General features: G+C 68.6%; 28 protein-coding genes and 4 pseudogenes. 17 read left to right on the top strand and 15 right to left on the bottom strand.

The window, feature by feature from the left end; all coding sequences use genetic code 11:
• Positions 1-7: 7 nt before the first annotated feature.
• Both P3L51_RS11750 and P3L51_RS11745 read left to right on the top strand, forming a co-directional pair.
• Entirely contained in the window at positions 8-985 is a 978-nt protein-coding gene (locus P3L51_RS11750) for a PDR/VanB family oxidoreductase (protein WP_354605075.1), read from the top strand.
• Positions 986-1,980: 995 nt separating this feature from the next.
• Complete coding sequence (locus P3L51_RS11745; protein WP_354605074.1) at positions 1,981-2,361, top strand: cupin domain-containing protein; 381 nt, start codon at positions 1,981-1,983, stop codon at positions 2,359-2,361.
• Positions 2,362-2,399: 38 nt separating this feature from the next.
• Here P3L51_RS11745 and P3L51_RS11740 read toward each other — a convergent pair whose 3' ends face one another.
• Complete coding sequence (locus P3L51_RS11740; RefSeq protein ID WP_354605073.1) at positions 2,400-3,641, bottom strand: MFS transporter; 1,242 nt, start codon at positions 3,639-3,641, stop codon at positions 2,400-2,402.
• A 137-nt stretch (positions 3,642-3,778) separates the two neighbouring features.
• Between P3L51_RS11740 and P3L51_RS11735 the strand changes: the two genes are divergently transcribed.
• Complete coding sequence (locus P3L51_RS11735; protein WP_354605072.1) at positions 3,779-4,360, top strand: TetR/AcrR family transcriptional regulator; 582 nt, start codon at positions 3,779-3,781, stop codon at positions 4,358-4,360.
• Between the two features lie 17 nt (positions 4,361-4,377).
• Here the strand turns inward: P3L51_RS11735 and P3L51_RS11730 are convergent.
• Positions 4,378-4,536 (bottom strand): annotated as a pseudogene (locus tag P3L51_RS11730) (aldo/keto reductase); the annotation flags it as partial.
• Between the two features lie 889 nt (positions 4,537-5,425).
• Positions 5,426-5,617, bottom strand: a complete 192-nt coding sequence (locus tag P3L51_RS11725) for a hypothetical protein (RefSeq protein WP_354605071.1) — start codon at positions 5,615-5,617, stop codon at positions 5,426-5,428.
• A 370-nt stretch (positions 5,618-5,987) separates the two neighbouring features.
• On the opposite strand from P3L51_RS11725, the gene P3L51_RS11720 reads away from it, so the two are divergent.
• The gene (locus tag P3L51_RS11720; protein WP_354605070.1) at positions 5,988-6,869 is read left to right on the top strand and encodes a M4 family metallopeptidase; all 882 of its coding nucleotides are present in this window, start codon (positions 5,988-5,990) and stop codon (positions 6,867-6,869) included.
• A 597-nt stretch (positions 6,870-7,466) separates the two neighbouring features.
• On the opposite strand, the gene ku is transcribed toward P3L51_RS11720, so the two are convergent.
• From ku to P3L51_RS11710, 3 genes and pseudogenes are all read right to left on the bottom strand, one after another.
• A complete protein-coding gene (gene ku / locus P3L51_RS11715; protein ID WP_354605069.1) occupies positions 7,467-8,387 on the bottom strand; it encodes a non-homologous end joining protein Ku in 921 nt (306 codons plus the stop codon).
• A gap of 184 nt (positions 8,388-8,571) precedes the next feature.
• Positions 8,572-8,754, bottom strand: a pseudogene (locus P3L51_RS36100) (DUF8825 domain-containing protein); the annotation flags it as partial.
• A 411-nt stretch (positions 8,755-9,165) separates the two neighbouring features.
• Positions 9,166-9,891 (bottom strand): dienelactone hydrolase family protein, encoded by a 726-nt coding sequence (locus P3L51_RS11710; protein ID WP_354605068.1) that lies wholly within the window; start codon positions 9,889-9,891, stop codon positions 9,166-9,168.
• A 405-nt stretch (positions 9,892-10,296) separates the two neighbouring features.
• Between P3L51_RS11710 and P3L51_RS35980 the strand changes: the two genes are divergently transcribed.
• The 4 genes from P3L51_RS35980 (at position 10,297) to P3L51_RS11695 (ending at position 12,869) form a co-directional block, all read left to right on the top strand.
• Positions 10,297-10,521: a hypothetical protein gene (locus tag P3L51_RS35980; RefSeq protein ID WP_435594431.1), complete on the top strand. Its 225-nt coding sequence runs from the start codon at positions 10,297-10,299 to the stop codon at positions 10,519-10,521.
• A 186-nt stretch (positions 10,522-10,707) separates the two neighbouring features.
• Positions 10,708-11,100, top strand: coding sequence for a hypothetical protein (locus P3L51_RS35975; RefSeq protein WP_435594430.1), 393 nt, complete (start codon positions 10,708-10,710; stop codon positions 11,098-11,100).
• 702 nt (positions 11,101-11,802) lie between these two features.
• Positions 11,803-12,342, top strand: coding sequence for a hypothetical protein (locus tag P3L51_RS11700; protein ID WP_354605067.1), 540 nt, complete (start codon positions 11,803-11,805; stop codon positions 12,340-12,342).
• A gap of 74 nt (positions 12,343-12,416) precedes the next feature.
• Positions 12,417-12,869 carry an RNA-binding domain-containing protein gene (locus P3L51_RS11695; protein WP_354605066.1) on the top strand — a complete coding sequence of 151 codons (453 nt, stop codon included), beginning with the start codon at positions 12,417-12,419 and terminating at the stop codon, positions 12,867-12,869.
• 275 nt (positions 12,870-13,144) lie between these two features.
• Here P3L51_RS11695 and P3L51_RS11690 read toward each other — a convergent pair.
• Positions 13,145-13,627, bottom strand: a pseudogene (locus P3L51_RS11690) (ATP-binding protein); the annotation flags it as partial.
• Between the two features lie 8 nt (positions 13,628-13,635).
• On the opposite strand from P3L51_RS11690, the gene P3L51_RS11685 reads away from it, so the two are divergent.
• The 4 genes from P3L51_RS11685 (at position 13,636) to P3L51_RS11670 (ending at position 17,420) form a co-directional block, all read left to right on the top strand.
• Positions 13,636-14,445, top strand: coding sequence for a tyrosine-type recombinase/integrase (locus P3L51_RS11685; protein WP_354605065.1), 810 nt, complete (start codon positions 13,636-13,638; stop codon positions 14,443-14,445).
• A gap of 4 nt (positions 14,446-14,449) precedes the next feature.
• Positions 14,450-14,932: a hypothetical protein gene (locus P3L51_RS11680; protein ID WP_354605064.1), complete on the top strand. Its 483-nt coding sequence runs from the start codon at positions 14,450-14,452 to the stop codon at positions 14,930-14,932.
• A 199-nt stretch (positions 14,933-15,131) separates the two neighbouring features.
• Complete coding sequence (locus P3L51_RS11675; protein ID WP_354605063.1) at positions 15,132-16,253, top strand: NADAR family protein; 1,122 nt, start codon at positions 15,132-15,134, stop codon at positions 16,251-16,253.
• A gap of 105 nt (positions 16,254-16,358) precedes the next feature.
• The gene (locus P3L51_RS11670; RefSeq protein WP_354605062.1) at positions 16,359-17,420 is read left to right on the top strand and encodes a tyrosine-type recombinase/integrase; all 1,062 of its coding nucleotides are present in this window, start codon (positions 16,359-16,361) and stop codon (positions 17,418-17,420) included.
• Between the two features lie 541 nt (positions 17,421-17,961).
• Here the strand turns inward: P3L51_RS11670 and P3L51_RS11665 are convergent.
• From P3L51_RS11665 to P3L51_RS11645, 6 genes and pseudogenes are all read right to left on the bottom strand, one after another.
• Complete coding sequence (locus tag P3L51_RS11665) at positions 17,962-18,231, bottom strand: hypothetical protein (RefSeq protein ID WP_354605085.1); 270 nt, start codon at positions 18,229-18,231, stop codon at positions 17,962-17,964.
• 120 nt (positions 18,232-18,351) lie between these two features.
• Positions 18,352-19,211, bottom strand: a protein-coding gene (locus P3L51_RS11660) for an IS5 family transposase (protein ID WP_435594433.1) whose coding sequence is annotated in 2 segments (ribosomal slippage) — positions 18,352-18,857 and positions 18,857-19,211 — 861 coding nt in all. Because the reading frame shifts where the segments join, the coding sequence is not laid out codon by codon here.
• A gap of 91 nt (positions 19,212-19,302) precedes the next feature.
• The gene (locus P3L51_RS11655) at positions 19,303-19,566 is read right to left on the bottom strand and encodes a hypothetical protein (RefSeq protein ID WP_354605061.1); all 264 of its coding nucleotides are present in this window, start codon (positions 19,564-19,566) and stop codon (positions 19,303-19,305) included.
• 225 nt (positions 19,567-19,791) lie between these two features.
• Entirely contained in the window at positions 19,792-19,962 is a 171-nt protein-coding gene (locus tag P3L51_RS35970) for a DUF3885 domain-containing protein (protein WP_435594432.1), read from the bottom strand.
• Positions 19,963-20,189: 227 nt separating this feature from the next.
• On the bottom strand, positions 20,190-20,507 hold the full coding sequence (locus P3L51_RS11650; RefSeq protein WP_354605060.1) for a hypothetical protein: 318 nt from the start codon (positions 20,505-20,507) through the stop codon (positions 20,190-20,192).
• A 543-nt stretch (positions 20,508-21,050) separates the two neighbouring features.
• Positions 21,051-21,299: pseudogene (locus P3L51_RS11645) on the bottom strand (DUF6233 domain-containing protein); the annotation flags it as partial.
• Between the two features lie 72 nt (positions 21,300-21,371).
• On the opposite strand from P3L51_RS11645, the gene P3L51_RS11640 reads away from it, so the two are divergent.
• From P3L51_RS11640 to P3L51_RS11630, 3 genes are all read left to right on the top strand, one after another.
• Complete coding sequence (locus P3L51_RS11640) at positions 21,372-21,617, top strand: hypothetical protein (RefSeq protein ID WP_354605059.1); 246 nt, start codon at positions 21,372-21,374, stop codon at positions 21,615-21,617.
• A gap of 105 nt (positions 21,618-21,722) precedes the next feature.
• Entirely contained in the window at positions 21,723-22,271 is a 549-nt protein-coding gene (locus tag P3L51_RS11635; RefSeq protein ID WP_354605058.1) for a hypothetical protein, read from the top strand.
• Positions 22,272-22,507: 236 nt separating this feature from the next.
• Positions 22,508-22,978: a VOC family protein gene (locus P3L51_RS11630; protein ID WP_354605057.1), complete on the top strand. Its 471-nt coding sequence runs from the start codon at positions 22,508-22,510 to the stop codon at positions 22,976-22,978.
• Here P3L51_RS11630 and P3L51_RS11625 read toward each other — a convergent pair.
• Positions 22,908-23,381: a recombinase family protein gene (locus tag P3L51_RS11625; RefSeq protein WP_354605056.1), complete on the bottom strand. Its 474-nt coding sequence runs from the start codon at positions 23,379-23,381 to the stop codon at positions 22,908-22,910. The genes P3L51_RS11630 and P3L51_RS11625 overlap by 71 nt on opposite strands.
• 589 nt (positions 23,382-23,970) lie before the next feature.
• Positions 23,971-24,255 carry a hypothetical protein gene (locus P3L51_RS11620; RefSeq protein ID WP_354605055.1) on the bottom strand — a complete coding sequence of 95 codons (285 nt, stop codon included), beginning with the start codon at positions 24,253-24,255 and terminating at the stop codon, positions 23,971-23,973.
• Positions 24,256-24,349: 94 nt separating this feature from the next.
• On the opposite strand from P3L51_RS11620, the gene tpg reads away from it, so the two are divergent.
• Positions 24,350-24,940: a telomere-protecting terminal protein Tpg gene (tpg, locus tag P3L51_RS11615; RefSeq protein WP_354605054.1), complete on the top strand. Its 591-nt coding sequence runs from the start codon at positions 24,350-24,352 to the stop codon at positions 24,938-24,940.
• A gap of 1,232 nt (positions 24,941-26,172) precedes the next feature.
• Positions 26,173-26,364 (top strand): hypothetical protein, encoded by a 192-nt coding sequence (locus tag P3L51_RS11610; RefSeq protein WP_354605053.1) that lies wholly within the window; start codon positions 26,173-26,175, stop codon positions 26,362-26,364.
• Positions 26,365-26,694: the final 330 nt, after the last annotated feature.

Below are 26,694 nucleotides of genomic sequence, written 5' to 3'. Positions count from 1 at the left end.
ACAGCACATGCCCGAAGACACGTCAGACCCCGGCCACCCGGGAACACTTCTGGTCAAGCAGATACGTTCCGAGTCGTCCAATGTGGTCACACTGACCCTGGTCGACCCGGCCGGAGGAACGCTCCCTCCGTGGGAGGCCGGAGCCCATCTCGACCTGGTCCTGCCCTCGGGAACGATTCGGCAGTACTCCCTGTGCGGCGATGACCAGGACAGGGCCAGTTACACGATCGCCGTCCAGCACGAGCCCGCGGGACGTGGCGGCTCCCATGAAGTACACACCGTCCCCCTGGTGGGAAAAGAGCTGGCGGTCCGAGGTCCGCGCAACCACTTCTCGCTGGCCCGCTCGGAACAGCACTTCCTCATCGCCGGTGGTATCGGAATCACCCCGATCCTCGCCATGGCACGAGCGCTGGAACGCGCCGGACAGAGCTGGCGGGTCCTGTACTGCGGACGTCGGCACAACATGCCCTTCGTCGACGCACTCCGGGACATCGACGCCGGGCGCGTCACCGTCGTCGAGACCGACCAGCGGGGCCGCCCGGCCGTACAGGCTCTGATCAGCCGGCTGCCCGCGGGCACGGCTGTCTACTGCTGCGGCCCGGCCTCACTGATCTCCGATGTCGTAACGGCCTCGGAGACAACGGGAAACGGGCTCGTCGTTCGCGTCGAGAGATTCGCCGCCGACCCGGAGTCGTCGCCCGCGCGGACCGACGGTGACCGTCCCGTCGAGGTCGAACTCGCCCGGACCGGAACGACGATCACCGTTCCGGCCGACCGGACGATCCTGGACGCCGTTCGGGAGGTCCGGCCCGATGTTCCCTTCTCCTGTGAGGAGGGATACTGCGGGAGTTGCGAGACGCGTGTCCTCAGCGGGACTCCCGACCACCGGGACGAGGTACTCGGTACGAACGAGCAGGGACGGGACCGCACGATGATGATCTGTGTCAGTCGAGCCAAGTCCGAGCGACTGCTCCTCGATCTCTGACCCGCTCCCCTCTCCCTCACCCCTCCAACACCGTTGTGTCCGGCGGCGCCGGCGGCCCCGGTCGTCGAAGAGGCGACCGAGGCCGCCGGTCCGAACCGTTTCAAGCGGGTGAAGCGGCATTCCCCGACGTCGCGTTGCCTTGTAGGACGGTCGGAGCGGCTGACCTGCCGCCTTCGGGAGGCAGGGCGGCACGCTGCCGACCTGTCACCGTGGGTCGTGGAGGAGAGCTGAGGAGAGCTGAGGAGAGTGTGGTCCTGACCCACTCCTGAAGTTCGTCATGTGTCATGCCGGCCCGGCGGACGAGCAGTTCGTACGTTTCGGGGCTCGCGATCACCCAGGCGGTGTCGGCTGCCTGGCTCCGTGTGAGGTGCGAGTGGAGGGCTCAGGGGGGCAGGTGTGCCATGACGTCGTGGAAGGCGTCGCGCCGGATCAGCTGGAGTTGCTGCCGGTCGTCCGCGATGTCGGTGTCGACGGCGGCGGCGTCCCGGTAGGTCCGCCATCCGGTGGCGGAGCGCTCCGCGAGGGGCCGGTACCCCGGGACGCTGCACCCTGCACTGGGGGCCGGACCGGTCCGCCCACCCTCTCGTACCCGTCATCCAAAGGAGCGGTGACACCGGGAGTGAGAGCTGCTGTCGGCGCCTGCCGCCGGCGCGCGTTCGATCGGCCTCGCTCGGCAACGCTCGCCGACGGGCGGCCTCGTCGCGACAGTAGGATCGCTTTCGCCGCGGGGACGCCAACTCCTGGGCCGCGGCTGCGGATCTGACACGCCGTGAGGCCGCCCTTCACCGCGTGAGCGGATCCCCCTGTCTCCGTGTCGGCCACAGGCCGGCCGCATGGCCCGGAGAGGGCCCTATGGATACCACCGCCATTCCACCGCTGACCGTCGTGTGTCCCGGCGGGGGCCAGAAGGTTCATTTCCCGGGCTTCGGAGCCGAGTTCAAGCGATGGAGTGCCACCACCAGCGGCGCCGTCTCCACCGTCGAGCACCCCTTTCGATGCGGGATGCGGGATGCGGGTTCATCGCCCCGCCTCACACGCACAGCCGTGAGGACGGATACTCGATTGTCCTGGAGGGCGGGATCGGCTGCCGCTCGGACGACGCGGAAACCGTACTCGGGCCCGGCGGTTGCATCCTCAAACCCCGTGGCGAGACGCACGCCATGTCGAACGCGGGGCCAACCCCTGGCCGCATCATCGAGATCATCGGTCCCGGCGGTTTCGAACACAACTTCGGCGACCGCGGCGCGTTCGCCGAACTCGCCGAGAAGTACGGCCTGATCTACGGCCACCCCGACTGGCTCGGCGATGTCGTCGACCGCTACAACCTCACGCCTCCGCTCGGACGTCCCGTCCGCCGCCCGGCCTGGAGGGCATGAATCGCGGGGCCCCGATTCCGCCCGGGGACGGACCTTCCTCAGGGGCGTACGGGCTCCCTGCGCCGCGCCGGGATCGCGGCCGCCAGCCATCCCAGCACCAGCCATGCTCCCGCCACCGCGCACACCCCGTTCCAGCCCCAGGAGTCATAGACCGGGCCGACCAGAGCGGAGGCGAGGGCGCCGCCCCCGAAACTCGCCACCGCACAGGCGGTGTTGGCGGTCGCGGGGACGGTGGTGGTGGTGAGGGCGAGGGTCTGGTTGGCGACATTGGACGCGACCAGGGCGGCATGGACCAGGACGGCGCCCGCGAAGAGCGCGGCCAGTGAGTGCCCGCCGAGCCAGAACAGCGGAACGCAGACGGCCGCGAGAAGATACGCGGAGCGGACGACCACGCCGGCTCCGAAGCGGTCCACGAGTCCGCCCGCGAGGGGGGCGACCGCGGCCGCCGAGAGCCCGAACAGGCCGAAAAGGCCGGCGGTGGCGGTCGACAAGTCGTATCCCGGGCCGGTCAGCAGCAGGGCCAGCGAGGTCCACAGAGCGCTCCAGGCGCCGTACATCCCTGCCTGCCGAACACAGGCGCGCCAAAGGTCGGGGGAACCGCGCACGACGGATGGCAGCGAGGCCAGCCCCGCGAACAGGGGGCCGCGGCGGGAGCGATCCTCCCGGGGCAGGGCGTACGCCGTCGCCACGCCGACGACCACCGTCAGCAGGGCCGCACCGAGGAAGACCGCCCGCCAGCCGTAGAACTGCCCGATCAGTCCGCCGAGGACCCGGGCCGCCACGATCCCGATGAACAGTCCGGCCGTGACCGCCCCGACATGGCGGGCGCGCCGGTCGGCCGGTGCGCGCGCGGCGACCAGCGGGACGAGCAGCTGCGGCACGACGGTGGCGGCGCAGGCGACCAGAACGGCGGCGGCCAGCGCGAGGGGACCGGGTGCCATCGCGGCTACGGTCAGCGCGGCCATGGTGACCAACGAGAGCCCGGCGACCAGCCGCCGCCGGTCGACGCGGTCCCCGAGCGGGGCGAAGACGAGCAGTCCGGCGGCGTAGCCGAACTGGGCGACCGACGCGATCCAGGCCGTGTCGGAAGCGGTGGTGTCGAAGCCGGCGGCGATGAGGGGGAGGAGCGGGGCGGCAAGGTAGATGTTGGCGGCGGTGACCGCGGTGCAGGCGGTGATGAGGACGAGCAGGGGCCCGCCTGAGCGGGGCACGGTGGACGCGTGCTCGCGGCCGGTGGCCCGGGGCCCGTCCACCTCTTGGGGCGGGTTCGCTGGTTGCATGAGCGCAGGCACTCCTTGGAGCGGGGGAGGAGAGACCAAGTAGTAACCACCTGGTTGGTTACTGCTTGGCAGTGTGCTCCGCACGTGGAATTCCTGTCAACCAAATAGTTGGTTACTTGCCCGGCTATGCTGACCCCATGGCATCAGTGAGGGACCCTGAGGCCACCAGGGCCCGCATCTTCGACGCGGCGGTGGCCGAGTTCGCCCGGCACGGCATCGCGGGCGCCCGCATCGACCGCATCGCCGCCGAGGCCAAGGCCAACAAGCAGCTGATCTACGCGTACTTCGGCAACAAGGCGGAACTTTTCGCCCAGGTCCTGGGCAGGTCCATGGTCGACCTGGCCGCGGCCGTCCCCGTCGATCCGGACGATATCGACGGCTGGGTCGACCGGCTCCTCGACTACCACGCGGCCCACCCCGAAATGCTGCGCCTGCTCTTCTGGGAGGGCGTCGAGTACGGCAGCGCCGAGCTGCCGGACGAGGCGGCCCGCCGGGACTACTACGCGGGCAAGGTCGCGGGGCTCGCGGACGGCCAGGCCCGGGGCGTCATCACGGATGCCCTCCCACCTGGGGACCTGCTCTTCCTGCTGGTCGCCCTCACCAACTGGGCCGTCGTCGTGCCACAGATGCGGCGCATCCTCACCGGTGCGGAGGACACGGACCGCGAACGCCTGAGAGTCTCCATCAAGGAAGCCGCCCGCAGACTCCTCGCCCGCTGACGGCTGCCCGGGACCGTGGTGCCCAGCCGGCGCAGGGAGTTGCTCGACTCGCGGATGATCCAGCGCCGTGATCCGCCGCGCCGGCCGGGATCGTCCCGGCTCATCGGCATGAAGAACTTGGTCGCGAGGAATACGCCCTCGCGGCCCTTGAGTGCCTTGCCGACGATCTCTTCCGAGAACGCCAGGGGAACTGCCGGACAGGCTGGGCGCCGTGCCGGCGACCACCGGCCCGCGCAGCCGGGAACAGGCGCGGTCCTCCGCCGCCGCACTCTGGGCGGCGTACCGTCCGACGACCCGGACCGGGTCGTGCGCCACCCAGGAGGGCGGTGATGCCCAGTTCGGCCGTCCGGAGGTGCTGCGCCAGTTGCCCCGTCGGGACCCAGGTCGTGCGGCTGGCGAAGCAAGGGCCCGAGGCGCACGTCACCGTCAGCGAGGACGGTGCGGAGCGGCCGCCGGGTCGATGCGCCGCGCGAGAACTACGTGACCGGACCCGACGGGCAGCCTGTGCCTGGGCCCCGCGGGCAGCAGTGGCAGATGATCGGCGTCGATCCCTGGCCCGGCTCGACCGCCGAGTACGCCCAACTGCTGGCCGGCTTGGCGCCGGAGCACGACAGCACCTGGGATCCGGAGGTCGACGGCGGGCGAGCACGCCGCTGCCGCCGGTCCTCGACGACATGCCGCCGACGCGGACCCCGGTCTCCTCGGTGCGTGTACCTGCTTGGAGATCGCGCAGGCGCGGACCAGGAAACCGGTATTGCTGTCAGAAGTTTTGACAGGCCGTGATCCGGGCCGCCAGGGTCGACGTCCGGGCTGCTGAATCTGAGGCGGACCTTCAACTGTTGCCGAGCAGCTCAGGAACCCTGCCATAGCTTGTATGGACCGCTGTCTGTCTTCCCTCGCCGCCGCCGGCGAACTCCGGTACGACCTCCAGCACGACCTCCAGCACGAGCTGACGTACGACGGGCCGCGCGCCGCCGAGGCCAAGGCGAAGAAGGGCAGGCGCCGCCCCGCCGTCCCGGCCGCGAGGGGCGTGACAGTCGTGAGGGCGCACGGGTCGTCTTGTGGTCAGTCGCGGGGCGCCAGGACGGGCTCCGTGGGGGTGGCACTCGAGCCACTGCCCCCTTCTTCTTCCTCGTTGGCGTCGGCACGTTGGGCGTTGGCCGGCGGCGCGGCGGGCTGGGCCTGGGCTGGCGCCGTGAACAGGCTCACCGCGAAGATCGCGGTGAGGAGGGTATCGGTCGCGCGTCGTGCGCTCATGAGTCTTCCTCAGATGGTGTCCAACGGTGCGGTGGCCCGGTTTGGCTGGGCCCTCGGCACGACGGGGAGCGCCGGACCGGGATCCTGGTGACCGTCACAGTGCCCAGCCGTCCCGGCCGGCGGGCCCTGACAAGCCGAGCACCACCGCGGTTCGCCAGTGCTCGGGAGAACCCGCGGAATGTCGCGCAGGGCCGCCGTTGCCGTCCGGGCCGGCGCGGTTCCCCAGAACTGCAAGTGCGGGAACGCGCTGCTGTCCGTTGCTTCAGCCGATGGGACGTCACCCCCAGGCCCTGCCACGGGAACACAGGACACGCGACCACAAATCGCAGAAAGTGGAATATTCGGGGCGGCCGATGTCCACACTGATCGCATGGAAAGAGAAGACACCCCCACGCCCCGCCGCGAGATCTGCGACGCCGGGAACAAGGACAGCCTCCCGGGCTCCCCGGTGCGCTCCGAGGGCGAGGACGCGAGCACGGACGAGCTGGTCAACAGCGTCTACGACGCGCTCGGCGCCACCTTCGACTTCTTCCTCGCCGCGTACGGCAGGAACTCCCTCGACGGCGAAGGCGGTCCGCTGCGGGTGACCGTCCACTACCGCGAGAAGTTCGCGAACGCGTTCTGGGACGGTGAGCGGTTCGTTCTCGGCGACGGCGACGGTGAGCACTTCCGGCTGCGCCCGCACAGCATCCTCGACGTCGTTGCGGCCGGCCTGGCCAGGCAGATCCTGAATCCTCAGCTCCTGTACGCCAACGAGCCCGGGGCGCTCTCCGAGTCCGTCGCCGACGTCTTCGCCTCCCTCGTCAAGCAGTACTCGCTCGGCCAGAGCGCCGACCAGGCCGACTGGCTCCTTGGCGCCGGAATGCTGCCCCCGGGCGCCAAGGCCAAGGCCCTGCGCTCGCTGGCCGCACCCGGCACGGCCTACGACGACCCCAATCTCGGCAAGGACCCCCAGCTGGCTCACATGGACGACTACCACGAGATGTCCCTCCAGCGGGACAACGGTGGCGTGCATGTCAACTCGGGAATCCCCAACCGTGCCTTCCACCTCGCCGCCACCGCCATCGGCGGCAACGCCTGGGAGAGGGCCGGCCGGATCTGGTACGACGCCGCCACCGGCGGCAAGCTCTCCGTGAAGGCCAGCTTCGCCGACTTCGCCAAGCTGACCACGACCATCGCCGAAGACCTCTACGGCACCGGGAACGAACTGGACGCCGTCACCAAAGCCTGGAAGACCGTCGGCCTGCTCTGACCCCACTCCCGTCCACCTGACCGGTGATCGGCCCGATGCCCCTGAGGCGGTCGCTGGCTGGACGCGCCGACCGACCAGATCACCATCCCGGACACGATGGTGAACAGCGTGCCGAGCGAACCGATGGTGAGCGCTCCAGTCAGCCCGGCTCCGCGTTGAACGTGTTGGCTCAAAGAACATCCGGACGAGAACCGGCACAGCGCACGCTCTGACGCCGATGTTCCTCAACGCTCTACGCGGATGCCGCTGGGGTAGCAGGTATCCCCGCACTCCGGACAGCGGAACCGGGGCCACGGGTGTCTCCGGCCCCTGGCCCCGAAGAGGCTCCTGCTCACCGAAACCTTCACCGATGGCGTCAAGGACAGCGACATCGAGGACCCCTTCTCCCCCGGCGACACCGAGCACGGTCGACCCGCCGACACCCTGCTCCGGAGGCGAGACGTCTTTCTGTCAGCACTCTCCGAGACGACTCTGACCCGCTTCGAGCAGATCTTCACTGCCGTCAACAAGACGCTCGCCTGACCACACTGTCCGGCACATCACGCGAGTTGGACGTGATTCTCGTGTCGTAGGGAACACGGAGCCGCCGACAACCGGCTACGCCGTGCGGGGCTTGCGGCCGGACGTCTTCTTCGATGCCGTCTTCTTGGCCGGGGCCTTCTTCGCCGTTTTCGCGGTGGTCTTCTTGCGGGTCGGCATCGCGTGCACGGTGGCATCCTCGCCGCTCTCGCCGCTGTCGCCGCGGGACTCGCGGGCCTGCTGCACGGATTGCTCCAGCGCGGACATCAGGTCCACGACCCGGCCGCTCTTCTTCTCCTCGCCCGCCGGCTGCGGCGGCGCCTTGCCCTCGGCCTTCGCTTCGATCAGTTCCTCCAGGGCGTCCATGTACGTGTCGCGGAAGCCGGACACGCCATCGAGGGCCATGGTGTCCATCAGGGCCAGCGCACCCTCGATCTCGCCTTCGTCCAGTTCCACGGCGCGCGGTGCCAGCTCGGAAGGATCGCGGATTTCGTCGGGCCAGTGCATCTGGTGCAGCACCATCGCGTTGTCCTTGATCGACAACAACCCGAGGCGTTCCCTGCCGCGGAGCGCGTACTTCGCGACGGCCGCCTTCGAGGACCGTTCCAGGGCTTTCCGCAGGAGCGTGTAGGGCTTTGCCGCGACCTCGCCGGCCGCTTGGAGGTAGTAGGTCTGGCCGAGGCGGATGGGATCGATGCTGTCGCGGTCGACGAAGGCGACGACGTCGATGGCTTTCGCGGTGGGCAGGGGCATGTCGGCCAGCTCGTCGTCGCTGATCGGGATGACGTTGTCCTTGGCCGCTTCGTAGCCTTTGCCGATCTCGGCCGAGGTGACTTCCCCGCCGTCGATCTCGCAGAAGGTGCGGTTGCGGATCCGGCCCATGTCCTCCAGGTGGATCCTGCGGAAGCGGATGCTGTGGTCCTCCGTCGCGGCCAGGAGGCGGATCGGGATCGTGACCAGGCCGAAGCTGATGGCACCGGACCAGATGGCAGCAGGCATACGACCCTCCGTGGCCGGACGGCGGCCAGGCCGCCAGTAGGGAGAACGCGGCGGCTGAACCGCCGCCCGTACACCTGATCCTCGCTCCGCCCGGCCGAGCTCGCACCACGAGCGGGACAGCACCCGGACCTGCGGTCGGTATGGGTCAGGCCACCGACCGCGGCACCTGCCGGACGGATCGCGGTCAGACGCTGTGGGGCGACCGGTCGTCCGTACCGGTGTCGACGAGCGCCGGGCCCTGGTCGTGGATGTGGATGTGGATGTGCTTGAGCGCCATCCGGGCGTCGACCGTGGTGCAGGCCTCCAGGGTCCGCCAGAACGGGTGTGTGGGGACGGTGGTGGACAGCGCCAGGACTTCGCCGAACGGACGGGCCTCGTCCGCCTTCTACCCGGGGGTGTAGCCGGGGCTGTCGGGCTTTCCGGTGCGGTACTCGGTGCAGGGCTGCTTGTCGCTCACCCGGGCAACGGTTCGACGGAAGGGCAGGGTCCGGCACACCGCTCGAACTTGGTCAGCGCGTTTCGCTGTTCGCCGGACGCGTAGGCGGCCTTCGTCTGATCCTGTCCTCCGTCACAGAGCGGATCAGCGCGAAGGCCGTGTGTTCCGTCTCAATTGATCATTGCCGGTGGGCAGTCCCTGACGTGGGCAGATGCAATCAGTGGTGAGACCGGCCCGGCGGCCGGTCTCAAGAGATGTTGTCGCCGGGGATCAGATCGGCGCTTTCGTCTCAAGAGATGTTGTCGGCTGCCCGCGTTCCCAGATCTCCGACCGACTTCCCTGTCACTCCGTTATGGGCAGGCACTCGGTGAGCAGGGCGATGACGTCGTGCCAGGCGCGTTGCGCGTGCTGTGGGTGGTAGCCGACGCCGGGAACCACGGGGTGGTCGACTGGCGGGTGGTGGAAGGCGTGCAAGGCGCCGCCGTAGACCGCGAGGCGCCAGTCGACGCCCGCGGCCTGCATCTCGGCGGTGAACGCGTCCCGTTGCGCGGGCGGCATGATCGGGTCTTCCGACCCGACCCCGGCCCACACTGGGCAGCGGATGCGCGCCGTCTCGCCCGGTCGGCCCGTGGTCAGTGCGTTGACTGTGCCGATCGCGCGTAGGTTGACGCCGTCGCGCCCGAGTTCCAGCCCGATGGCGCCGCCGGTGCCGTAGCCGACGGCGGCGATCCGCTCGGGGTCGGTCCGCGGTTCGGCGCGCAACACGTCGAGCGCCGCGTGGCCGATGCCTCGCATCCGGTCGGGGTCGGCGAGCAGCGGCAGGCAACGGGCCAGCATCTCGTCCGGGTCGCCCAAATAGCGCCCGCCGTGGACGTCGAAGGCCAGCGCTACGTATCCCAGTTCGGCGAGCGCATCGACCCGGCGGCGCTCGACGTCGCTGAGCCCCATCCCCTCGGGCCCGACCAGAACCGCGGGCCGGCGGCCGGCGCCGGCCGGGAGCGCGAGGTGCCCGATCATCGTCAGGCCGTCGGCCGGGTACTCGACCGTGCGCGTTGTAATCGTCGTCATGAGCCCGGACTGTAGTGATCGCCGAGCCCGGTGGGGCCGGTGTTCTGCCGGTGGCAGAACGGCGCGGGAGCGCCTCTGAAATGCGGCGATGGCTCACAAGGTCCGTCACAAACCCCGTCCCCGCAGCAGCGTTATCGGATCACCTGCCCTGGGCACGGTGCTGGACGTGGACCTGCCGGGTCTTGCGCCGGGGGACCGGCGCCTACACGACGAACAAGTCGACTCGACGGCCAGTAGCGGGAGCCCCCCGCTAGCGCAGAGCTGGGGCGAACCCGACTGAGCGACAACATCGCGTGCGAATCAAACTCCGCCCGGGCCAACTGCGACAACGTCACCTGAGACCAGACGCGAATCCAACAAGGTCACCTGAGACAGCGAGAACAGTGGGAGAGACGGGACACCGTGATGGTGAGTTTCGTGCATCGGGGTGTCCTGCGGGATGCGTTCGCGGAAGTGTCCGACTTCCGGTCGGAGTTGTATGCGTCGATGACCGCGCGGGGCGACGCGCTGTTCGAGTTGCGTGATGCCCTGCTGTGTTCGGACGGACCGGTGAGGACGCTGGTCGACCCGGCTGGTGCTGGCCGCGGATGTCTCGCCCTGGCGGCGGCCGGACGCCAGTACCAGCGCTGACCGGTCGTTCTGCCACACGTTCGGCCGGGGCAAGCACCAGATGGTGCCCGGCTGGCCGTATTCGGTTGTGGCCGCACTGGAGACGGGCCGCACTTCCTGGACCGCGGTGGTGGACGCGGTCCGCCTTCACCCCCGGGCGGATGTCGCCGCGGGTCAGTGGAAGACGGGTGACCGGACATCCTGGTCGTGCTGGACTCCGGATACGACGCCCCGCGCATCGTCCACCTCCTGGACGGCTGCCCGTCGAGATCCTCGGCTGCCTGCGCTCCGACCGCGTCATGCGTCGGCCGACACCCTCATGCGAAGAGTTCCTCCTGGCCCCCCCAGGGTGGTCGGCCGCCGAAGCACGGCGGCGAGTTCGTCTCCGGCGAACTCGCGAGCTGGGGTGCCGAGCAGGCCGTGACCACCACGGACACGCGGCTCTACGGCAAGGCCACCGCGCAGGCATGGGATCGGCTGCGCCCGCGGCCGACCCACCGGGCAGCCTGGCTCGACCACGACGGCCCGCTGCCCGTCAACGAGGGCACCGTCATCCGCCTGGTGGTGGAGAAGTTGCCGTCCGGCGCGGTGAGTAAGTGATCGTCGCGCACCGGCGCCACCGGGACGGACGTGGACCGCTGCTGGCAGTTTCCTTCCAGCGGCGCTTCGGCCTGGAGCACACTTTCCGTCTGTTCAAGCAGACCCTGGGCTGGACCCGGCCGCGACTGCGTGACTCGGCCGAGGCGGACCGTTGTATCTGGCTCGTGATCGCCGTTCACGCCCAGCTCCGGCTGGCCCGACCGCTCGTGACACATCTCCGGCGCCCGTGGGAGAAGCCGGCCGAGCCGAACAAGCTGACCCCCGCCCGTGTGCGTACTCCAGCGGGCGCACCGAAACCGTCCCGGCCTGGTCCCGGCAGGCCGCCCGGCTCGAAGAACAGGCCACCCACCACAGGACCGGGACCAAACCACGCCGAAACGGCACCCTTTGAGACCACCCCGCACAGCAAGACCTACCCCAGAGGGAACTCGAAGCCGCCAGCACCGGGCGTTAGCGACAAGCTGAGGGCATCCGCACGCCTCGCGCCCGCGCATGAGCGGGCGGGGGTGATCCGGCGGGCCCCGTCGTCCATGTGGTGGTAAGGCTCGCCACGGAGCCGATCGTTGAGCTGGACGACGCGGAGCACCCCAACTTTCTGGGATGGGAAGGCTGTTCGGGCTTTGGCAGCCTGAGGAGGCGCCGCCGGGCGGACAACCACCCGCCCCGCAGCTCCACCATCTCTCCCGACTCCTTGGAGGAGCCATGTCCAGCACCCTCGGTCGACGCGCGTCACTCGGCGCCGTCAGCCTTGCCCTCGTCCTCCCGCTCGCTCTCGGAACGGCGTTCACGGCGAGCGCCGCCGACGCCCCGTCCGGCGCGCGCACGGTCGCGGAACTGAGCGCGGCGGAAGGCTCGGCCCGTACGACGAAGGCCGCCGTGGCCGACCGGCCGGAACTCAACGGATACCGCCTCAAGACGGTCGGCAGCATGACCATCTGGGTCGTCATCGACGGCAAGCGCCGGGGGATTCCCGGCAACACGTACCTCAACCTGTTCCACTCCTACAACGGAGTGGAACAGGTGATCGACATCGCCAGCATCACCGACGGAGGCCCCTTGTCCGCGGGCGCCATCCTGGCCGATGCCCCGTCGTCGGACACCATCTGGCTGATCAGCAACGGCCAGAAGCGCGGGATCACGGGCCGTGCCTGGGAGAGGTACGCCTTCGACGGGGGCAAGGTCAGAATGCTGGACGACCTCGTCCTCGACTCCATCCCCCAGGGACCGAACATCGACCTCTGATCGTTTCGCCGTGCCGCGCACCCCGGGTGCGCGGCACGGGCCGGTCGTACAGGTCGCACGAAGAGAGATCCGGCTTGCAGCGTGCGGTCGAGAACCACATCCCTGAGAGTGTCGACCTCGACTGGAAGAAGGACTTCTACAAGGGCACCGACGCGGGCAGGGAGGAGCTCGCCAAGGATGTGTCCGCCATGGCCGACACCGCTGGCGGTACCGTCGTCATCGGCGTCGACGACGGAAATCAGGACCACGCAAACGACCTGGCCCCCGTCGAACCGATCCCGGGCCACAGCGGTCGTTTCCCCGATGCGCTGAGCGTGATTCTTGCCGGGTCGACGGCCGCCGGGCGAGCCACTGCCAGTAGTGACCTGGATCTTGCGATACTCATCGGCGACGGCGACGGCGACGGCGGCGAGACGATCCGGTTCGAGGGTCGTGTCGTGGAGTTCTTCGTCCATACCCGTGCCGGTCTCTTGGACCTCTTCGCTGCGGAAGTTGCTGCACGTCGTGCGGTCTTGCAGAGCATGTAGGCCAACGGTCTCGTCCTCGTCGATACAGATGGTGAGGCCGGGCGTGCCCGTGCCCTTGCCGAAGCGGACCTCCGTGAGGATCCGCCAGCGCTGGAACCGCAGACAGTCGAAACGAAGCGGTATGGGCTGACGGACGCGCTGGATGATCTCGCCGACACGAGTGACCGATTCGAGCGTCTTGCGGTGGCCGGGTTCGTTCTCAATGCTGCGGCCGATCTGCTCTGCGACTACCACCATGCGTGGATCGGCGGCGGGAAGTGGCTACGGCGGCTTCTGGAGGCGCAGAGCCTGGGATCGGTGAACGTCGTCGTCCACCCGCCGAACGACTCGTTCGAAGCGATCGCCACAGAGTTCTTTTCCTCACGCTCCGTCAGAACCTGGAAGAGGAGTTCGGCGCCTCGCCGGTCGAGTTCCATGTAGCCGAGTGCATCAATGCATAAAAGATCGACGCGTCCGTAGCGGGCGATGGTCTTGGCCGGCTGCTTCTCGTCGGCCGCCTCGACCAGCTCGTTGACCAGCTTGGTCGCCAGGACGTACTTGACCCGGTATCCCTTCATCGCGGCCTCGGTGCCCAGCGCGATGAGCAGATGGGGCTTGCCCGTGCCCGAGTCGCCTATCAGGCAGAGTGGGTGGCCCTTGCGGACCCATTCGCAGGTGGCGAGGGTGTTGATGGTCACGGCGTTGATGTTGGGGTTCGCGTCGTAGTCGAAGGCCCGCAGTGACTTCTCGCGTGGGAAGCCGGCGGCGTTGAGAACGCGTCATCCCCATGTTCGCCGAGTTGTTGGCCGTCGTCGCAGCCATCGTCCGTCGCCACACCACCGGCGGCCAGACCATCCCGCTGTTGCCTCGTTACGACCCGAAGGAACGTCAGAGCAGCGCGCCCATGCCGTTCTTGTTCCAACGCAAGATCGGTACCAAGCACGAGGTCATGTCGGACACCACCGTGGTGAACATGCTGAAGCGTCACTGCGCCGAGCTCGCCGAACAACACCCTGGCTTCCTTGCGACCAGCTTCACCTCGCACGATTTTCGCCGACTCCTGGCCACGGAGCTGTTGAACAGCGGGCTTCCGATCCACATTGGAGCGGCCCCACTCGGACATTTGAACCTTCAAACGACTCGTGGTTACGTCGCCGTGTTCAGCGAGGACGTCGTCCGGCACTGCCAGGGTTTTCTCGACCGGCGCCGCCAGGCCAGGCCAACCGACGAGTACCGGCCGGTCACCGAACCCGAATGGCTCGGCTTCGAGGAGCACTTCGACCAGCGCAAAGTCGAGCTGGGAGGGTGCACCCGCCGCTACTCGACACCTTGCCAGCATGAGCACGCCTGTCTGAGATGTCCCATGATCAACATCAATCCGAAGATGCTGCCCCGCCTCGACGAGATTGAAGTCGACCTTCTGGCCCGCCGGGCCCGGGCCGAAGCAGAGGGGTGGCTCGGTGAGATCGAAGGGATCGACCTCACCCTGTCCTTCCTGCGCCAGAAGCGGGATCAGACCCGTCGGCTCGCCAGCGTCGCGCCGGTCGACCTCGGCATACCCGGCATCGCGCCGCGATCAGCGGCCAGGCGAGAATGAGGGGATGTATTGCCTTCAGGCGGTCATCGCCGCCGAATCCGTGCTCCGCGAGTTGGCCGGCTCCACCACAGAGGCGCGCATCGTTCCTCTCAGCCAGCACCTCTGGCTCTTGCCGATGAGCAACGCGTTGTTCGATGCGGTCACGGTCGCCGAAGCGCCCGAACTCGACGGGTTCTGGAAGGCTCCAGCGGGCTTCGATCGCCTGCTCAGCGCGTGCTCGAAGGCAGGTCCGGTGGCCTACGTCGAAGCCGACTACTTCGGCGGGGTAGGGACCCAGAACGCTCTCACCTGGGATGCAGGGAAGATAGTCCTTGGACCATTGCGCCTGGCCGAAGGGGAGTCATCGCCGACGACCGGCACGCCGATCTCTCAGGCGCTTCGGCGACTCGGCGCCGCCAAGGGCAATCACGTCGACGAGTTCGCCGCAGTCGGACTCGGCCGCCACCGCGACACGGACGACTGGCTCCCGCCTGGTAAGGCTTCGTGAAAATGGTTCTGCCAATGGTCACGCACCGGCCTTCGGCACTCTGTGAGGCCAGCAGGTGCTGCGACCAAGTGGGATGAGCTGCAGTCCGATGAAGCCGCCAAGGCTCTGCCTGCCCACCACCCGTCAAACAATCGGGTGAGGGACTTCGACCGTGCGGAATTCCCCGGCCCCACAGCGGCAGCTGCGGCACAATCGCCGGATGATCGGCAACAAGACCACTCACCGCACGGTGGACGGCGTTCACATACCCGGCACCTGGCGCCACGCCTTCATCCGCAACGGCGGCACGCACTTCCTCACCGACCTGTTCATCTACGCCGACGGGCTCATCGACTGCTGGGAACTGGTCACCCTTGAGGAGTTCCAGAACAAGCTCCGCAGCGGCTGGGTAGCCACCACCCTGCCGGACGGCGCCAAGGCATCCGCGTTCGAACTGGCCAGCTGGACCTTCGGCGAGCCCCACAGCTACCTCACCCCCGACCTGCTGGTCGCCGAGATACGAGACACCATCGACCAACTCAACGGGCGCCCGGATTCGACGGGCCGATGCCTCGTCGCCGTCGACACCTTCCTCGCCGACCGGACCGAGGGAAACCGCGCCGCAGCCCGCAACGCCTTCCTGGCCATCCCGATCTCGAAGCGCCGCTACGCACTGGGCGACATGGACAGCAAAGACTGGCCGCTGCGGGTGCTGGTGGCGGGACCCGGCGGCGAAACGTACATCCCGGCCGATGGGCCGATCATGCAGGAGGACTACGACAGGGCCGTCGCCTACTTCGAGGAACGGGCGCGATGGGCCGCTGAACGGGCCGCACGCGTCCCGGCAGACGGACCAGTGACCTCCTTCGCCCCGGCGATCAAGCTGTACCACACGTATCCGAGCAAACCGGTCGATTCCCCGGGATTCCGGGGCTTGCGCAACGACTACCCGGCCCCGATCGTCGTCGGCGAGGTCAGCTACCCATCTGCCGCCCACGCATACTGGGCGCTGTCAGTCGCTGACCCCGAGGTCCGGACCGCGATCGCCACGGCAGAAACCCATGCCGCCGCACGCAAGTCCGCGACCGCGGCAGCACAGCGTGAGGGCTGGCAGCACGCCCGCACCGCGGTAATGGCGGCCCTACTGCGCGCGAAGTACGACCAGCACCCCGACCTGGCTGAAATCCTGCTGACCACGAACGACGCCACCGTGATCTACGACGACGCCGACTCGGGCTTCTGGGGGGACAACGCCGGACGCGGCCGCAACTGGGCAGGCCGCCTCCTAGAACTCGTCCGCTCGGAACTGCAGGCACAGCGGGCCGGAATCGCAGGGCTGTGAAGGGCCACCCGCCGCTCGAATCCGAGCTGCGACTGCTCGATGCGGAGCTACCACTTCATCAACCACCAGCTCCCGCTTGACTTGGCGCAGAGAAGATTCCTCTCGATGCTCGACATCAGGTGGGACCGGGCGACCAGCGTCGAGGCGAGGGACTTCATGCGCTGGATGATGCTGGCCGACAAGCCCGTGCGCGTGCACTGGCGCCTCCAGCTCCGACCACAGACGCCAGCACCGAAGGGGCCTGGCGTCGCGAGGTCGGCACCGAGGACACCGAATCCTGTGACGGGTAAGTCGTCGCCGGGCGTCAAGTACGCGGCGACGACGAGGGCTCACAGCGAAACGGTCACGCGGACCTTCTACGACTTCCACCTCCGCGAGGGCACCGGACCGATCATCAACCCGTTCCCGCTGGACCGCTCCCGCCAAGCCGGCCGGGCGAACGCCCACCACAAGCCGATGGAACGGTTCAAGCACGAGCGGACCGGCCGCTACCGACCCAAGGTCGCGAAGCGGATCCCGCGACGGATCCCGGACGAGATGTTCAACGCGATCTTTGCCGCGCTGAAGTACAACCGGGACCGCGCGATGCTCGCCTTCTGGGTCTCCACGGGCGTACGCGCGGAAGAGCTGCTGACCAGCACGAACCGCGACGCCCTGCCCGGCGAGCAGGTCATCGGCGTGATCCGCAAGGGAACCCGCGACTACCAGCGGGTGCCGGCCTCGCCGGACGCGTTCGTCTGGCTACGGCTCGCCCAGGAGGAAGCCTGGCGCCGAGGGGTGCCGCGGGGACGCAACGCCCCGCTCTGGTGGACGCTCCGGCGCCCCTGGAGACCGCTGGAGTACCCGGCGGCCAGGGCGATGTTCATCCGCGTCCAGGAGCTCCTCGGGTCGAACTGGTCCCTGCACGATCTCCGCCACACAGCGACCTACCGCATGACCAGTGATCCCCTCGTCCGCCTCACCGACGTGCAATGGGTCCTCGCCCACAGGCAGCTGACCACCCTTCAGATCTACCTCACCTCCGACTCCGACGAGATCGTCGGGCACATGCTCGCCCACCACGCCCGTCAGGAGAAGAAGGCCACCAAACAGCCGCGACCAGCGCTGCCCGCCCCCGGCTACGACCCCGCTTCGCTGGACATCCTGTTCGGAAGGCCCAACTCGTGACCACCGTCGAGCACAGCCCGCCAGTTCTGAAGACCGCGGAACGAGGACGATTCGGGGAAGCACAATCGGCGCTGAGAGAGAAGTTCCCCGCTCGGACTCCGGTCGCCTCCGGGCCAGCCACCCAGGCGCCCAGGGACGAGGTCGTGCACCGCTTGGCACAGCACCCCTTCACCGCGCAGAACGAGGCCACGACGAGCCATCGGCACCTGCGGCCGGGCTTTCTCCACCCCTTGCGTTCATGAGCACGCCTGTTTGAGATGCGCCATGCTCCGGCCTGACCCCGCCGAGCGTCCCCGGCTCGTCGAGGTCCGCGGCAACCTCATCGACCGCATCGCCGAAGCCAAGCGGGAAGGCGGCTTGGCGAAGTCGAAGGCCTCGAAACCAGCCTCGCCGGCGCCGAGGACAAGCTCTCCCAGATGGACGCCGCAACAGCCCGCACGGCCACGGCGGTCGATCTCGGGATGCCCACCTTCACCCAGATCGCTGGACGCGCCACCGACACCCGAAGGCGGCCGCCACCGTCCGCTCCATGAGCAACGCGTCAGAAGGGCACGTCCACGCCAGCTTCGCGGAGATAGGACAAAGCGCGGGACAAGCACTCGTGGGCGGTGGCTCCGTCCACCCGCATCGGGTGGCTCAACGGGCCGCCACCAGCAGTGAACGTCCATGCGGGCTTCTGGTCCCGCAACCGCTCAGCGTCCACCCTGATCGCGGCGCCCACACCTTGCTCGCCCAACCACTCCAGGATGAGCAACGCCGCGTCCTCGACGCCGCTGTCCTGATCGATCTTCGGCCACCGGCCTCGACTCATTGTCACCGGCATGACTGTACCGACGGCCCGGCAGTCGTAGGCGCCCAGCCGACTCGCCATCAAGAACGCCCGGTTGGCTGCCGGACGACCAGTCAGATTTCCTAGGCCGTTTCGTTTGGATCATCGGGCTGACCACAGGAAGATGCCTGCGATGTGGAGTCCGGCCAGGTAGATCGTGGCGGTCTTCTCGTAGCGGGTGGCGATGCCGCGCCATTGCTTCAGGCGGTTGATGCATCGCTCTACGGTGTTGCGTTGTTTGTATGCCTCGCGGTCGAAGGCGGGTTGTCTGCCGCCTTGGCGGCCGCGCCGCAGCCGGTGGCTCCGCTGGTCTGCCGGGACGGGGATCACTGCTCGAATACCGCGCTTGCGTAAGTGCTCGCGAATGGCGCGTGAGGAGTACGCCTTGTCGGCCAGGACCGTGTCCGGCCTGGTCCGGGGCCGCCCGCGTGGGCGGGGAACGCGAAGCTGGGCCATCACCGCCGGAAAGGCGGGCGCGTCGCCGGCCTGTCCGGCGGTGAGAACGAAGGCCAGGGGCCGGGAGTGCGCGTCGGACGTGAGATGGATCTTTGTGGTCAGTCCTCCGCGGGACCGGCCGATGGCATGGTCGTGCGGCTCGCCGGCCGGGGCCCCTTTTTGCGGGCCCCGGCCGCGTGCTGGTGAGCGCGCACGATCGTCGAGTCCACCGAGACTGCCCAGTTCAGATCCTCATCGGCGTCGGCCTGGGCCATCAGCGCGGTGAACACCCGCTCCCAGGTGCCGTCCACGGCCCACATCCGCAGCCGGTTATAGACGCCCCGCCGGTTGCCGTACCGCTCCGGCAGGTGCACCCACTGCGAGCCAGTCTGGAACTTGAACGCGATCGCGTCGATCACCTGTCGATGGTCACGCCACCGTCCACCCCGCTTTCGCGACCGGTCCGGAAGCAATGGCTCGATCCGCGCCCACTGCGCGTCAGTCAACGACACACCCAGACCAACGATCAGATGACGCGAACGAAACGGACTACCCCGAGAGCGCCAGCGGGCTCCCCGCCCACAAGGAGGAGAAGCCCCAACTGCCCGCCTGTGCCGGTTAACCGGCCATGGTTGCCACGGCCAGCGCAACAGCCGCACCGCACAGCAGCACCGCAAGCGGCCATGCCAGCGGGCCGCGCCCGGTACGCCTGCGCCAAAGCACCAGCCACAGCGCACACGCCGCCACGAACACGACCGTCACACCGCTCATCTCGCCCTCCCGCCACGCCACCCGCACGGCGCCAGGGTTAGCACCCCATACAAGGAGCGCAACGAGGACGCCGATGGTCAGCGCACACACCGCTTCCAGCAGCCTGCTCATTCGGTGCCCTTCTTCTCCGGCGTGTCCGTCAGGTCAGTGCGCGGGCGGAACGGACGGCTTGACCTCGACGGTCTCCGCCTTGCGGCCGCCTGCGTCCGTGCCGATGGTACGAGAAGACCGCCACGATCTACCTGGCCGGGACTTCTCCACATCGCAGGCATCTTGCTGTGGTCAGCCCGATGATCCAAACGAAACGGCCTAGGTCCGGACTCAGAGAAGTAACCATCACATGCCGGTCGGGTGGGTGGAAAGCCAGTCAGGATGTGCTGCCTTGAGGGCGTCCCTGACGCTGGTGCTTGGGGCGAATACATCCCCGCCTCCGTCATAGGGGTGGTAAAGCCAGCGAAGATCGAGCGGGGCCAGGGTGACTCCTGCGATCACATCGTCAGCTACCAGCCGCAGCCCCCGGCCCTGGCTGGCGGCGGCTGCGATGGACCGAGGCTGTCGCGCCGGGCGTTCCCTGCACCCGACGCTGCCCCTGACGATGCGCCGGCCCCGATCGAGCAGTCCCGCGTACAGCTCCGCCGCCAGGCTGCGGCGACCGAGGCCGCCGCGCTGCGCTGGGCACGTGCCGAACGCGCCCAGCGCGCCGCTGCCGCCTACCGCGTGGACACGTCCACGCGTCAGGAGGGTTGGTCCTCACCACTCTCGGAGGAAGGCCCGCGCCCCAAGCCGTCATCGTGATCGCCGACGGTGGTTGCAGCCCCGCCGGCCGGTCCGCACCCGGTGGAGGATCCCGTCCTGATCGCCTCCAGGGTCCACCGGTCGTACTTGTCTACGCTCAGGCTCAGGCTGGCTTCCGTCTCGTTGCGGATGGACGGCCGTATGTCGCCGCCAGGCAGGTGAGGTACGGAGTTCTGCACGTCGTTGAGGCCCTGTTCAGTCAGGGTTTTCAGGAAGGCGAGTGCTTCATCGCAGGTCTTTCCGGGACGCAGCAGCATCCGATCCTCCCGGCTGGGCAACGAGCTGAACCGGATGAAGGCGAAGTACGCGCACCGACAGCGACGACGAGTACGCAGTCATGCTCGATCGGCATCACACCACGGCCCGTCGCCTGCCAGCTCTGCAGCCATCGTGGCAGAGACGACCATGACCGTGGCCCTCACAAGAGCCGTACGGCTGCCGGGCACGAGGTCGTGACCAGGAGCCAACCATGGTCACGAAGTCCCTGGTCAACCTGGTGGTGAAGCCATTTCCTGAGGCCGCCGACGGACTGTGATCATCTTGGGCAACTTCGGCCTGGACCCGGTGGAGCCCTTCCCGGGTTCCCCCACCGCGCCGTGGTCGGTGCACTGCCGATGGTGCAGCGGGCGCTCCCGTCTCCGGCTCATCGACATCGCCGCAAGACGCCACCCGGGATGTCGGCTCTGCGCTGATCGTCGCCCGGCGCCCCCCGCTCCCCCTTGATGTGCTGGCGGCAACCACCGTCGCCGATGGCTGACCGAACCGGCCGCCCCGCTACGCCTCTCCGCCATCGTGGTCGATACGGGGTCCAGTTCGAGGGCCGCGCCGCACAGCGAGCACAGCCGGTTGCCGGGATTCTCGGCTGCGTCCAGCGCCCGCTCCAGGGTGAGGACCGGCGCTCCGGTCGGCGCTTCCTCGCAGTCGACGGCGTGGATAACGCCCCGGACGGGACCACGCCCGCCGGCCTTCGCCAGCACCCAGCCGGACGGGCGGGACGGCCCCAGAGCCTGCTGGAGAGGTGAGGACGGCTCCAGGTAGACGGTGGGCACGGCGCGGTTCTGTGTACGTTCCGCGTGTTGCTGCAGGCCGTGTTGCCTGGTTGGAGTCTGTGTGTTGAGCGAGTGGAGTCTGTTCTGGGTCGGCGGTGGTGGTACGCCGAGCCCGGCGCCTGGTCGGGGCTGCCGGAGCGGTGGCGAGGGCTCGGTTTCCGGGATCGCGTACTCCGCCACGACGGGCTGGCCCTCGGCATCACCGCCCTGACCGTCTGGATCCTCGCCTGCGCCGTGGTGCTCGGCAGCGCGAGGTCTGGTCCGTACAGGCCCGCCAGACCTGAGTACCCGGCCCGTCCGCTCCGGATGGTGTCATGAGGGTGTGCATGTGAGCATGCCTGCGAGGAGACGTCGGCGTCGCCCGCTCGCGCGACGTCGCGCAGACTGGCCCCGTATCGCCAAGACCAGCAGGAGCGATGCACAATGCGCACCCCGAAGCAGTTGACTCCGCTCGGCGCGATCGCGTCGGGTTTGGCCGCCGGCCTGGTCGGCACCGCTTGCATGGACACGGTCCGGTTCCTGCGGCAGCGCCGATCCGGCGGTGAGCGCAATCCTCTGCGGTGGGAGTTCGCTCCGGTCCGCACCTGGCAGGAGGCGCCGGATCCCGGACAGGTCGGCAAGCGCCTGATCGAGGGCTTCACCCAGCGCGAACTCCCGGATGCCGCAGCCTGGCCGGTCAGCACGTTCATGCACTGGTCGTACGGTGCGGCCAACGGAGCGCTCTACGGCGTACTCGCCGGATCGGTGCGCAAGCCCTGTGGGGTCTATGGCGTGTCGTTCGGCGCGCTCGTGTGGCTCAGCGATTACATCACCCTGCCGATCGCCGGGCTCTACGAGCCCATCTGGAAGTACGACCTCAAGACCCTCGCGGCCGATCTCGGCCCCCACCTCGTCTACGGCGCCGCGACCGGGACCGTCTTCCGGGTCCTGGGTGAGGCTTGTGCCGGCGTCCGGACTCGCCTGCAAGGGTGAACGCAAGCCGCGGCCCGGCACCCCCGGACGAACATCAGGGCTCTGTCGAACCCTTCTCGTCGGGCGGCTCGGACACGCTTGCGGCGACAGTCCGCGAATCTGCCAGAAGGGTGACGCCGTGAATTGTTGGCTGCTTCGAGGGGCACGCTAGATCAACGCCGAATCCCGATCGCGGCAACGCCGCCTGCAGGCGGCGTCGTAAACGGGGTATGAGACCGACGTGTGGAGGTACCCAGATGGCCGAGCTCCCGCCACCGCCGGAAGGAATTGTGCTGGCCCACTTCATCGTCTCGGACGATGTCGAGCGCTCCCGACGCTTCTACACCGAAGTACTCGGCGGCCGGGTGGCCTACTCCGGCCCCGGAGGGCTGACCTACGTCGCACTGGCCAACAGCTGGATCATCATCAACGTCGGCGGAGGCCCGACCGACGACAAGCCGACGGTCACCCTTGACACGCCGCGCGATCCCGACCGGGTCAGCAGTTTCCTCAACATCCGAGTCAAAGACGTCCACGCCTTGTACGCGGAGTGGAGCGCCCGGGGTGCCCAGTTCCTGACGCCGCCGAAACAGCACGAGTACGAGATCCGCTGCTACATCCGCGATCCCGACGGCCACCTGATCGAAGTAGGGCAAACTACCGACCCAGACGGAGACTGGTCGCCCGCTCACTGGCCGTCAAGTACGCGCGCCGGCGATTCGGAGTGAATGCCGGGGTTCCGGCCACACTCGGCGAGTCCCACCTGCCCGGGATGCGCGGGACATGTGCGGCGAAGAAGCCGAACAGGAGCTTGCCCGGCCCGGTGGGGTCGTAGATGCCGGGCAGCGGTCCGGCGAGCATCTCCAGCACCAGGCCATGCTCGGTCAGATGGTCGGCGAGGGCTGTGAGCTCGGCGGCATCGCGCCCGAGTCGTTTCATCTCGTACACCGTGAGCAGGACCCGGCAATGCGGCGCGTGCGCCTTGATCTCCCGGGCGGTCTTCAGCGCCTCCTCGAAGGCGGGGCGGACCTTGATGCGGGTACTGATCTTCTCGCTGAAGATCTTCTCTCGCTCGATGGCGTGCTTGGCGAGCGCATCCAGCTGCGAGTCGAGATCCCCGCATTGGCCCACCCTCGTAACGCCCCTGCGAACAGCAGTCCTCACCCGCCCCAGGGCCAGGCCATGACGCGGTGACTGATCCCCGGTTCTCGGTAGCAGGAGTTCATGCTCCGGATGTGGGTGATCGACCATCTGGGCCCCGACGACACGGACACCGACTGGAGTCCCGAGGCGCTGGCGTCCGACATGTCGACGACTCGACCTTTACGCCCCACAAGCTGCTGGACTCGCCGAGAGCTGGCGCGACCTTCCCACCGAGCAGATCCGTGAGCTGCGACGACACAAGAACCTGACGGCACATCTGGAAAGCCTGGTCGGCTACCTGGCGCTTGTTCACCTCGCCCAGCAGGCTTTCCAGCCCGAGCGCGCCCGGGTCGGCCTTCAACTCGGTGAAGAACGTCCGGCCACCGCCCACGCTGCCCTCGCCGTCGTCCTCGGCCACCAAGTCGTCCAGCCGGGAGCGGGTTATCGCCGACAACCCGGTCCGTCGTGGTGGCACAGAACCGCTCCTCGAAGGTGTTCACCGCCGAGGCCACCAGCCGGATCACCTGGCCCGGGGCCGACGGCTCCAGATGGACCGCATACGCACCCAACAGCTCGTTTACGCGTGAGGCTCGGACGGCAACACGCTCGGACTTGACACAGAAGCGTCGTACGAGACGCCCTCCACGGGCCGTACGTGCTGCGGAACGCGCACCCAGACGCGGTACTCGGCAGGCTCCACCGAGTCCCCGGGGCCGTTGCGGTAGGCCCGGGGGCCGACCTCGTACAACCAGCCGTCGCGCAGCTGGCGCCGGGACCACAGGTGCGCGACGACCTCCTGGTCCCCGGGCAGCAGTACCCGGATGGGCACCGATATCGGCTCGGGGGCGGAGGATGTCGTCACGCCTCCCACCGTACGGACGGACACCGACAGCCCTGCCGTCGCCTGCGCGGACTTCAAGATCTGTCCACAGGCGGCCGGTGGCTCCCTGGGGGACATGAGCGATCACGAGCAGCAGAAGTCGGCCCCGCGCCGCAGCAAGATCCTGGACGCCCTCGCACAGGCGGAGCGGAAGGTGTTCACCCGGCCCGCGCCGAAATCGGCAAAGGCTCAGGTGAAATTCCTCCTCACGCGCACGAAGGACTCGGCGAAGGACCTGGCGGAGCGTCTGGGCACCTCACGCCGCACGGTGGAGCGCTACCGCGCCGGGCAGCTGAGAACCCCGCAGAAGCGGCTCCGGGAGGCGCTGGTGGAGGCGACCGAGTCCGAGTGGCAACCGCAGGTCAGGGCGCAGGTGCGGGAGCAGGCGTCCACCTCCGGCGGCATGATGGTGCACGTTGTCGCCTACTTCGGGTTCACCGCCTCCGGGTCCTCCGACGACGGCCGCGAGCGGCACATCACCACCCCGATCTCGCCCACTTACGCCGCCCGGATACTCCAGCTTCAGGAGGCCGGTGCGACGGAGGAAGAGTTGCATCCGGTTGTCGCGGAGGCCATTACCGAGTTGTATTTCACGGAATGGGGAAGTCGGACCGATGGTCTGCGCGCGGAAATCACGCCCGTACAGTCGATAGAATTCGAGTTCTGACCCGACCGGAATTACCGGCTTGCTATAACTATTCGGCGGGGATGCCCGCACTGATTTGACAGCAGCCCGATCCTGAAATCCGCACCACGAATGCGAGACCGAAGATGACCAGGATGTGGCCGCCCGGCGGCGATACCCGCCGACCTCTCGCCCCCGGGCCCCGCGCCGACGAGCTCCAGGCGCTGCGCGAGCTGGGCACGCTGGAGCAGACCGAGCCCCGCGACGGTGACGAAGCCGCCCGGGACGAACTCACCCGGTGCGCGGGCGGGTACGTCCAGGCCGACGTCGACGGCTGGCTCGCGCACGCCCTGGCCGCGCACCTCGGGCACTACGCGGACCCGGCCGCCCGCGAGGCAGCTACCGGCCTGCTGACGCCGCTGGTCCTCGCGCACTCCGCGCTGGCTCGCCGAACTCGCCCGCCTGGTCCCCGGTACCAACGTCGACGAGCTGGCGTTCGCGGCCCGGCTCGCCACCACCGAGCCCGAGGGTGCCGGCGTGCTCGCCGCGTACCTCACCCGCGCTCGCCCCGAGGGCCACTGACTCCGGCCACAACTGCCCGCGACCCGTGTCACGCTGACGGAGCGTGAGCATGACACCCGTGTCACGCTCCCCTAGAAAACTGTCACGCCCCCGTCGACAGGTGCCCGTTGTGTCCGTTTCTCGGGGTCCGGAGGTTGTCCTGTGTTATCGGATCTTGCTCGTGCTGTCCCGTCATATCGGACCCTGACCAGCCTCACCGCACCCACGCCTGCGGGCCTCGCCACCTTGTCCCTGCCCAGGCCCCTGGCGGTCTGACGCCGCCGCTGTCGGAGGCCCCAGTTACGGTTGCCAGGTGAACGGATTGAATGCACCAGTCGACGTACCCGCCCACCACGGCGCGTTGTTGCCTCTCCTGGGTGCCGACCAGGAGGTCATCGACTTCTTCGCTGGTGTTGCGGATCTCGACGCGACGGACCCCGCCGATCAGGAGCTGGAAGACGGGGTCCGGCTTGCCTCTGGAGCCCGGCTGGAGCAGTTTGCGCGGGCGGCCTCAGGGGACGCGTTCTGCTTCGTCGGCGAGGGCGGAGAGGAACGCCCCGTGGTGTACGTCAGCCTCGATGGCGAGGCCGGACCACTCGCCCTCGGACTGCCAGAGTTGGTGCGTCTGTGTCTGGTGGCACCGTGGTGGCGGGGATGCTCCCGGGCGGACAGCCGGAGAACTCCAGGCGGTCGCCGACGAGTATCGGGAGGACATGCCCGACCTCGACCGGCGACGCGACCGCGCGGCCCGGGCGCTCGGCCTCGATCCGGCCGGACTGCCGTCCGAGGCGGCAGCCCTGGCCCGGCTCGTGGAGCTCTCCCGAGGACCGGTCGCCGCGGCCTGCCTCGTCGTCGGATACGAGGGCGATCCGCTCGATCCCCTGATCGTCAGCACCTCCAGCTAGCGCCGGCTGACCGGCCACCCGGGCCCGGAACCGTGCGTGGTCGGCCAGTTGTCCACAGCACGGACCGCAGTCGGCTGGCCACAAGCGAGAGCAGTAGTGAGATCGGTCAAGGCTCAAGGAGACCGGACACGCGCAGGTCAGGCGCTTGCTCTGGGAGCTCACCGAGTTTGCCTGCTCGGTAGGCGGCTTGTCGGCAGGCGTGCGAGCACCATCGTCGGGCGGCTGAGGCCGCTTCCATGGGGGATCGGCAGAAGCCGTATGCCGGGCCCGTGGAAACGCTGTGGCTGGCGGGAGGTTGGGCGGGGTTCTGCTGGCGTTGGAGGTAGTCCT

Source organism: Streptomyces panacea (assembly GCF_040560175.1).
In the GTDB taxonomy this organism is placed as follows: Bacteria; Actinomycetota; Actinomycetes; order Streptomycetales; family Streptomycetaceae; genus Streptomyces; species Streptomyces panacea.
Note: the sequence above shows the minus strand (reverse complement) of the source record. Positions and strands in the feature narration are given on the sequence as shown.

What these genes read in the sequence shown, in the direction of transcription:
- P3L51_RS11750 (WP_354605075.1), top strand. Translation starts at nt 8, where the DNA reads ATGCCCGAAGACACGTCAGACCCCGGCCACCCGGGAACACTTCTGGTC.
- P3L51_RS11745 (WP_354605074.1), top strand. Translation starts at nt 1,981, where the DNA reads ATGCGGGATGCGGGATGCGGGTTCATCGCCCCGCCTCACACGCACAGC.
- P3L51_RS11740 (WP_354605073.1), bottom strand. Translation starts at nt 3,641, where the DNA reads ATGCAACCAGCGAACCCGCCCCAAGAGGTGGACGGGCCCCGGGCCACC.
- P3L51_RS11735 (WP_354605072.1), top strand. Translation starts at nt 3,779, where the DNA reads ATGGCATCAGTGAGGGACCCTGAGGCCACCAGGGCCCGCATCTTCGAC.
- P3L51_RS11725 (WP_354605071.1), bottom strand. Translation starts at nt 5,617, where the DNA reads ATGAGCGCACGACGCGCGACCGATACCCTCCTCACCGCGATCTTCGCG.
- P3L51_RS11720 (WP_354605070.1), top strand. Translation starts at nt 5,988, where the DNA reads ATGGAAAGAGAAGACACCCCCACGCCCCGCCGCGAGATCTGCGACGCC.
- ku (WP_354605069.1), bottom strand. Translation starts at nt 8,387, where the DNA reads ATGCCTGCTGCCATCTGGTCCGGTGCCATCAGCTTCGGCCTGGTCACG.
- P3L51_RS11710 (WP_354605068.1), bottom strand. Translation starts at nt 9,891, where the DNA reads ATGACGACGATTACAACGCGCACGGTCGAGTACCCGGCCGACGGCCTG.
- P3L51_RS35980 (WP_435594431.1), top strand. Translation starts at nt 10,297, where the DNA reads ATGGTGAGTTTCGTGCATCGGGGTGTCCTGCGGGATGCGTTCGCGGAA.
- P3L51_RS11700 (WP_354605067.1), top strand. Translation starts at nt 11,803, where the DNA reads ATGTCCAGCACCCTCGGTCGACGCGCGTCACTCGGCGCCGTCAGCCTT.
- P3L51_RS11685 (WP_354605065.1), top strand. Translation starts at nt 13,636, where the DNA reads ATGTTCGCCGAGTTGTTGGCCGTCGTCGCAGCCATCGTCCGTCGCCAC.
- P3L51_RS11680 (WP_354605064.1), top strand. Translation starts at nt 14,450, where the DNA reads ATGTATTGCCTTCAGGCGGTCATCGCCGCCGAATCCGTGCTCCGCGAG.
- P3L51_RS11675 (WP_354605063.1), top strand. Translation starts at nt 15,132, where the DNA reads ATGATCGGCAACAAGACCACTCACCGCACGGTGGACGGCGTTCACATA.
- P3L51_RS11670 (WP_354605062.1), top strand. Translation starts at nt 16,359, where the DNA reads ATGCTCGACATCAGGTGGGACCGGGCGACCAGCGTCGAGGCGAGGGAC.
- P3L51_RS11665 (WP_354605085.1), bottom strand. Translation starts at nt 18,231, where the DNA reads ATGAGTCGAGGCCGGTGGCCGAAGATCGATCAGGACAGCGGCGTCGAG.
- P3L51_RS11655 (WP_354605061.1), bottom strand. Translation starts at nt 19,566, where the DNA reads ATGAGCAGGCTGCTGGAAGCGGTGTGTGCGCTGACCATCGGCGTCCTC.
- P3L51_RS11650 (WP_354605060.1), bottom strand. Translation starts at nt 20,507, where the DNA reads ATGCTGCTGCGTCCCGGAAAGACCTGCGATGAAGCACTCGCCTTCCTG.
- P3L51_RS11635 (WP_354605058.1), top strand. Translation starts at nt 21,723, where the DNA reads ATGCGCACCCCGAAGCAGTTGACTCCGCTCGGCGCGATCGCGTCGGGT.
- P3L51_RS11630 (WP_354605057.1), top strand. Translation starts at nt 22,508, where the DNA reads ATGGCCGAGCTCCCGCCACCGCCGGAAGGAATTGTGCTGGCCCACTTC.
- tpg (WP_354605054.1), top strand. Translation starts at nt 24,350, where the DNA reads ATGAGCGATCACGAGCAGCAGAAGTCGGCCCCGCGCCGCAGCAAGATC.
- P3L51_RS11610 (WP_354605053.1), top strand. Translation starts at nt 26,173, where the DNA reads ATGCCCGACCTCGACCGGCGACGCGACCGCGCGGCCCGGGCGCTCGGC.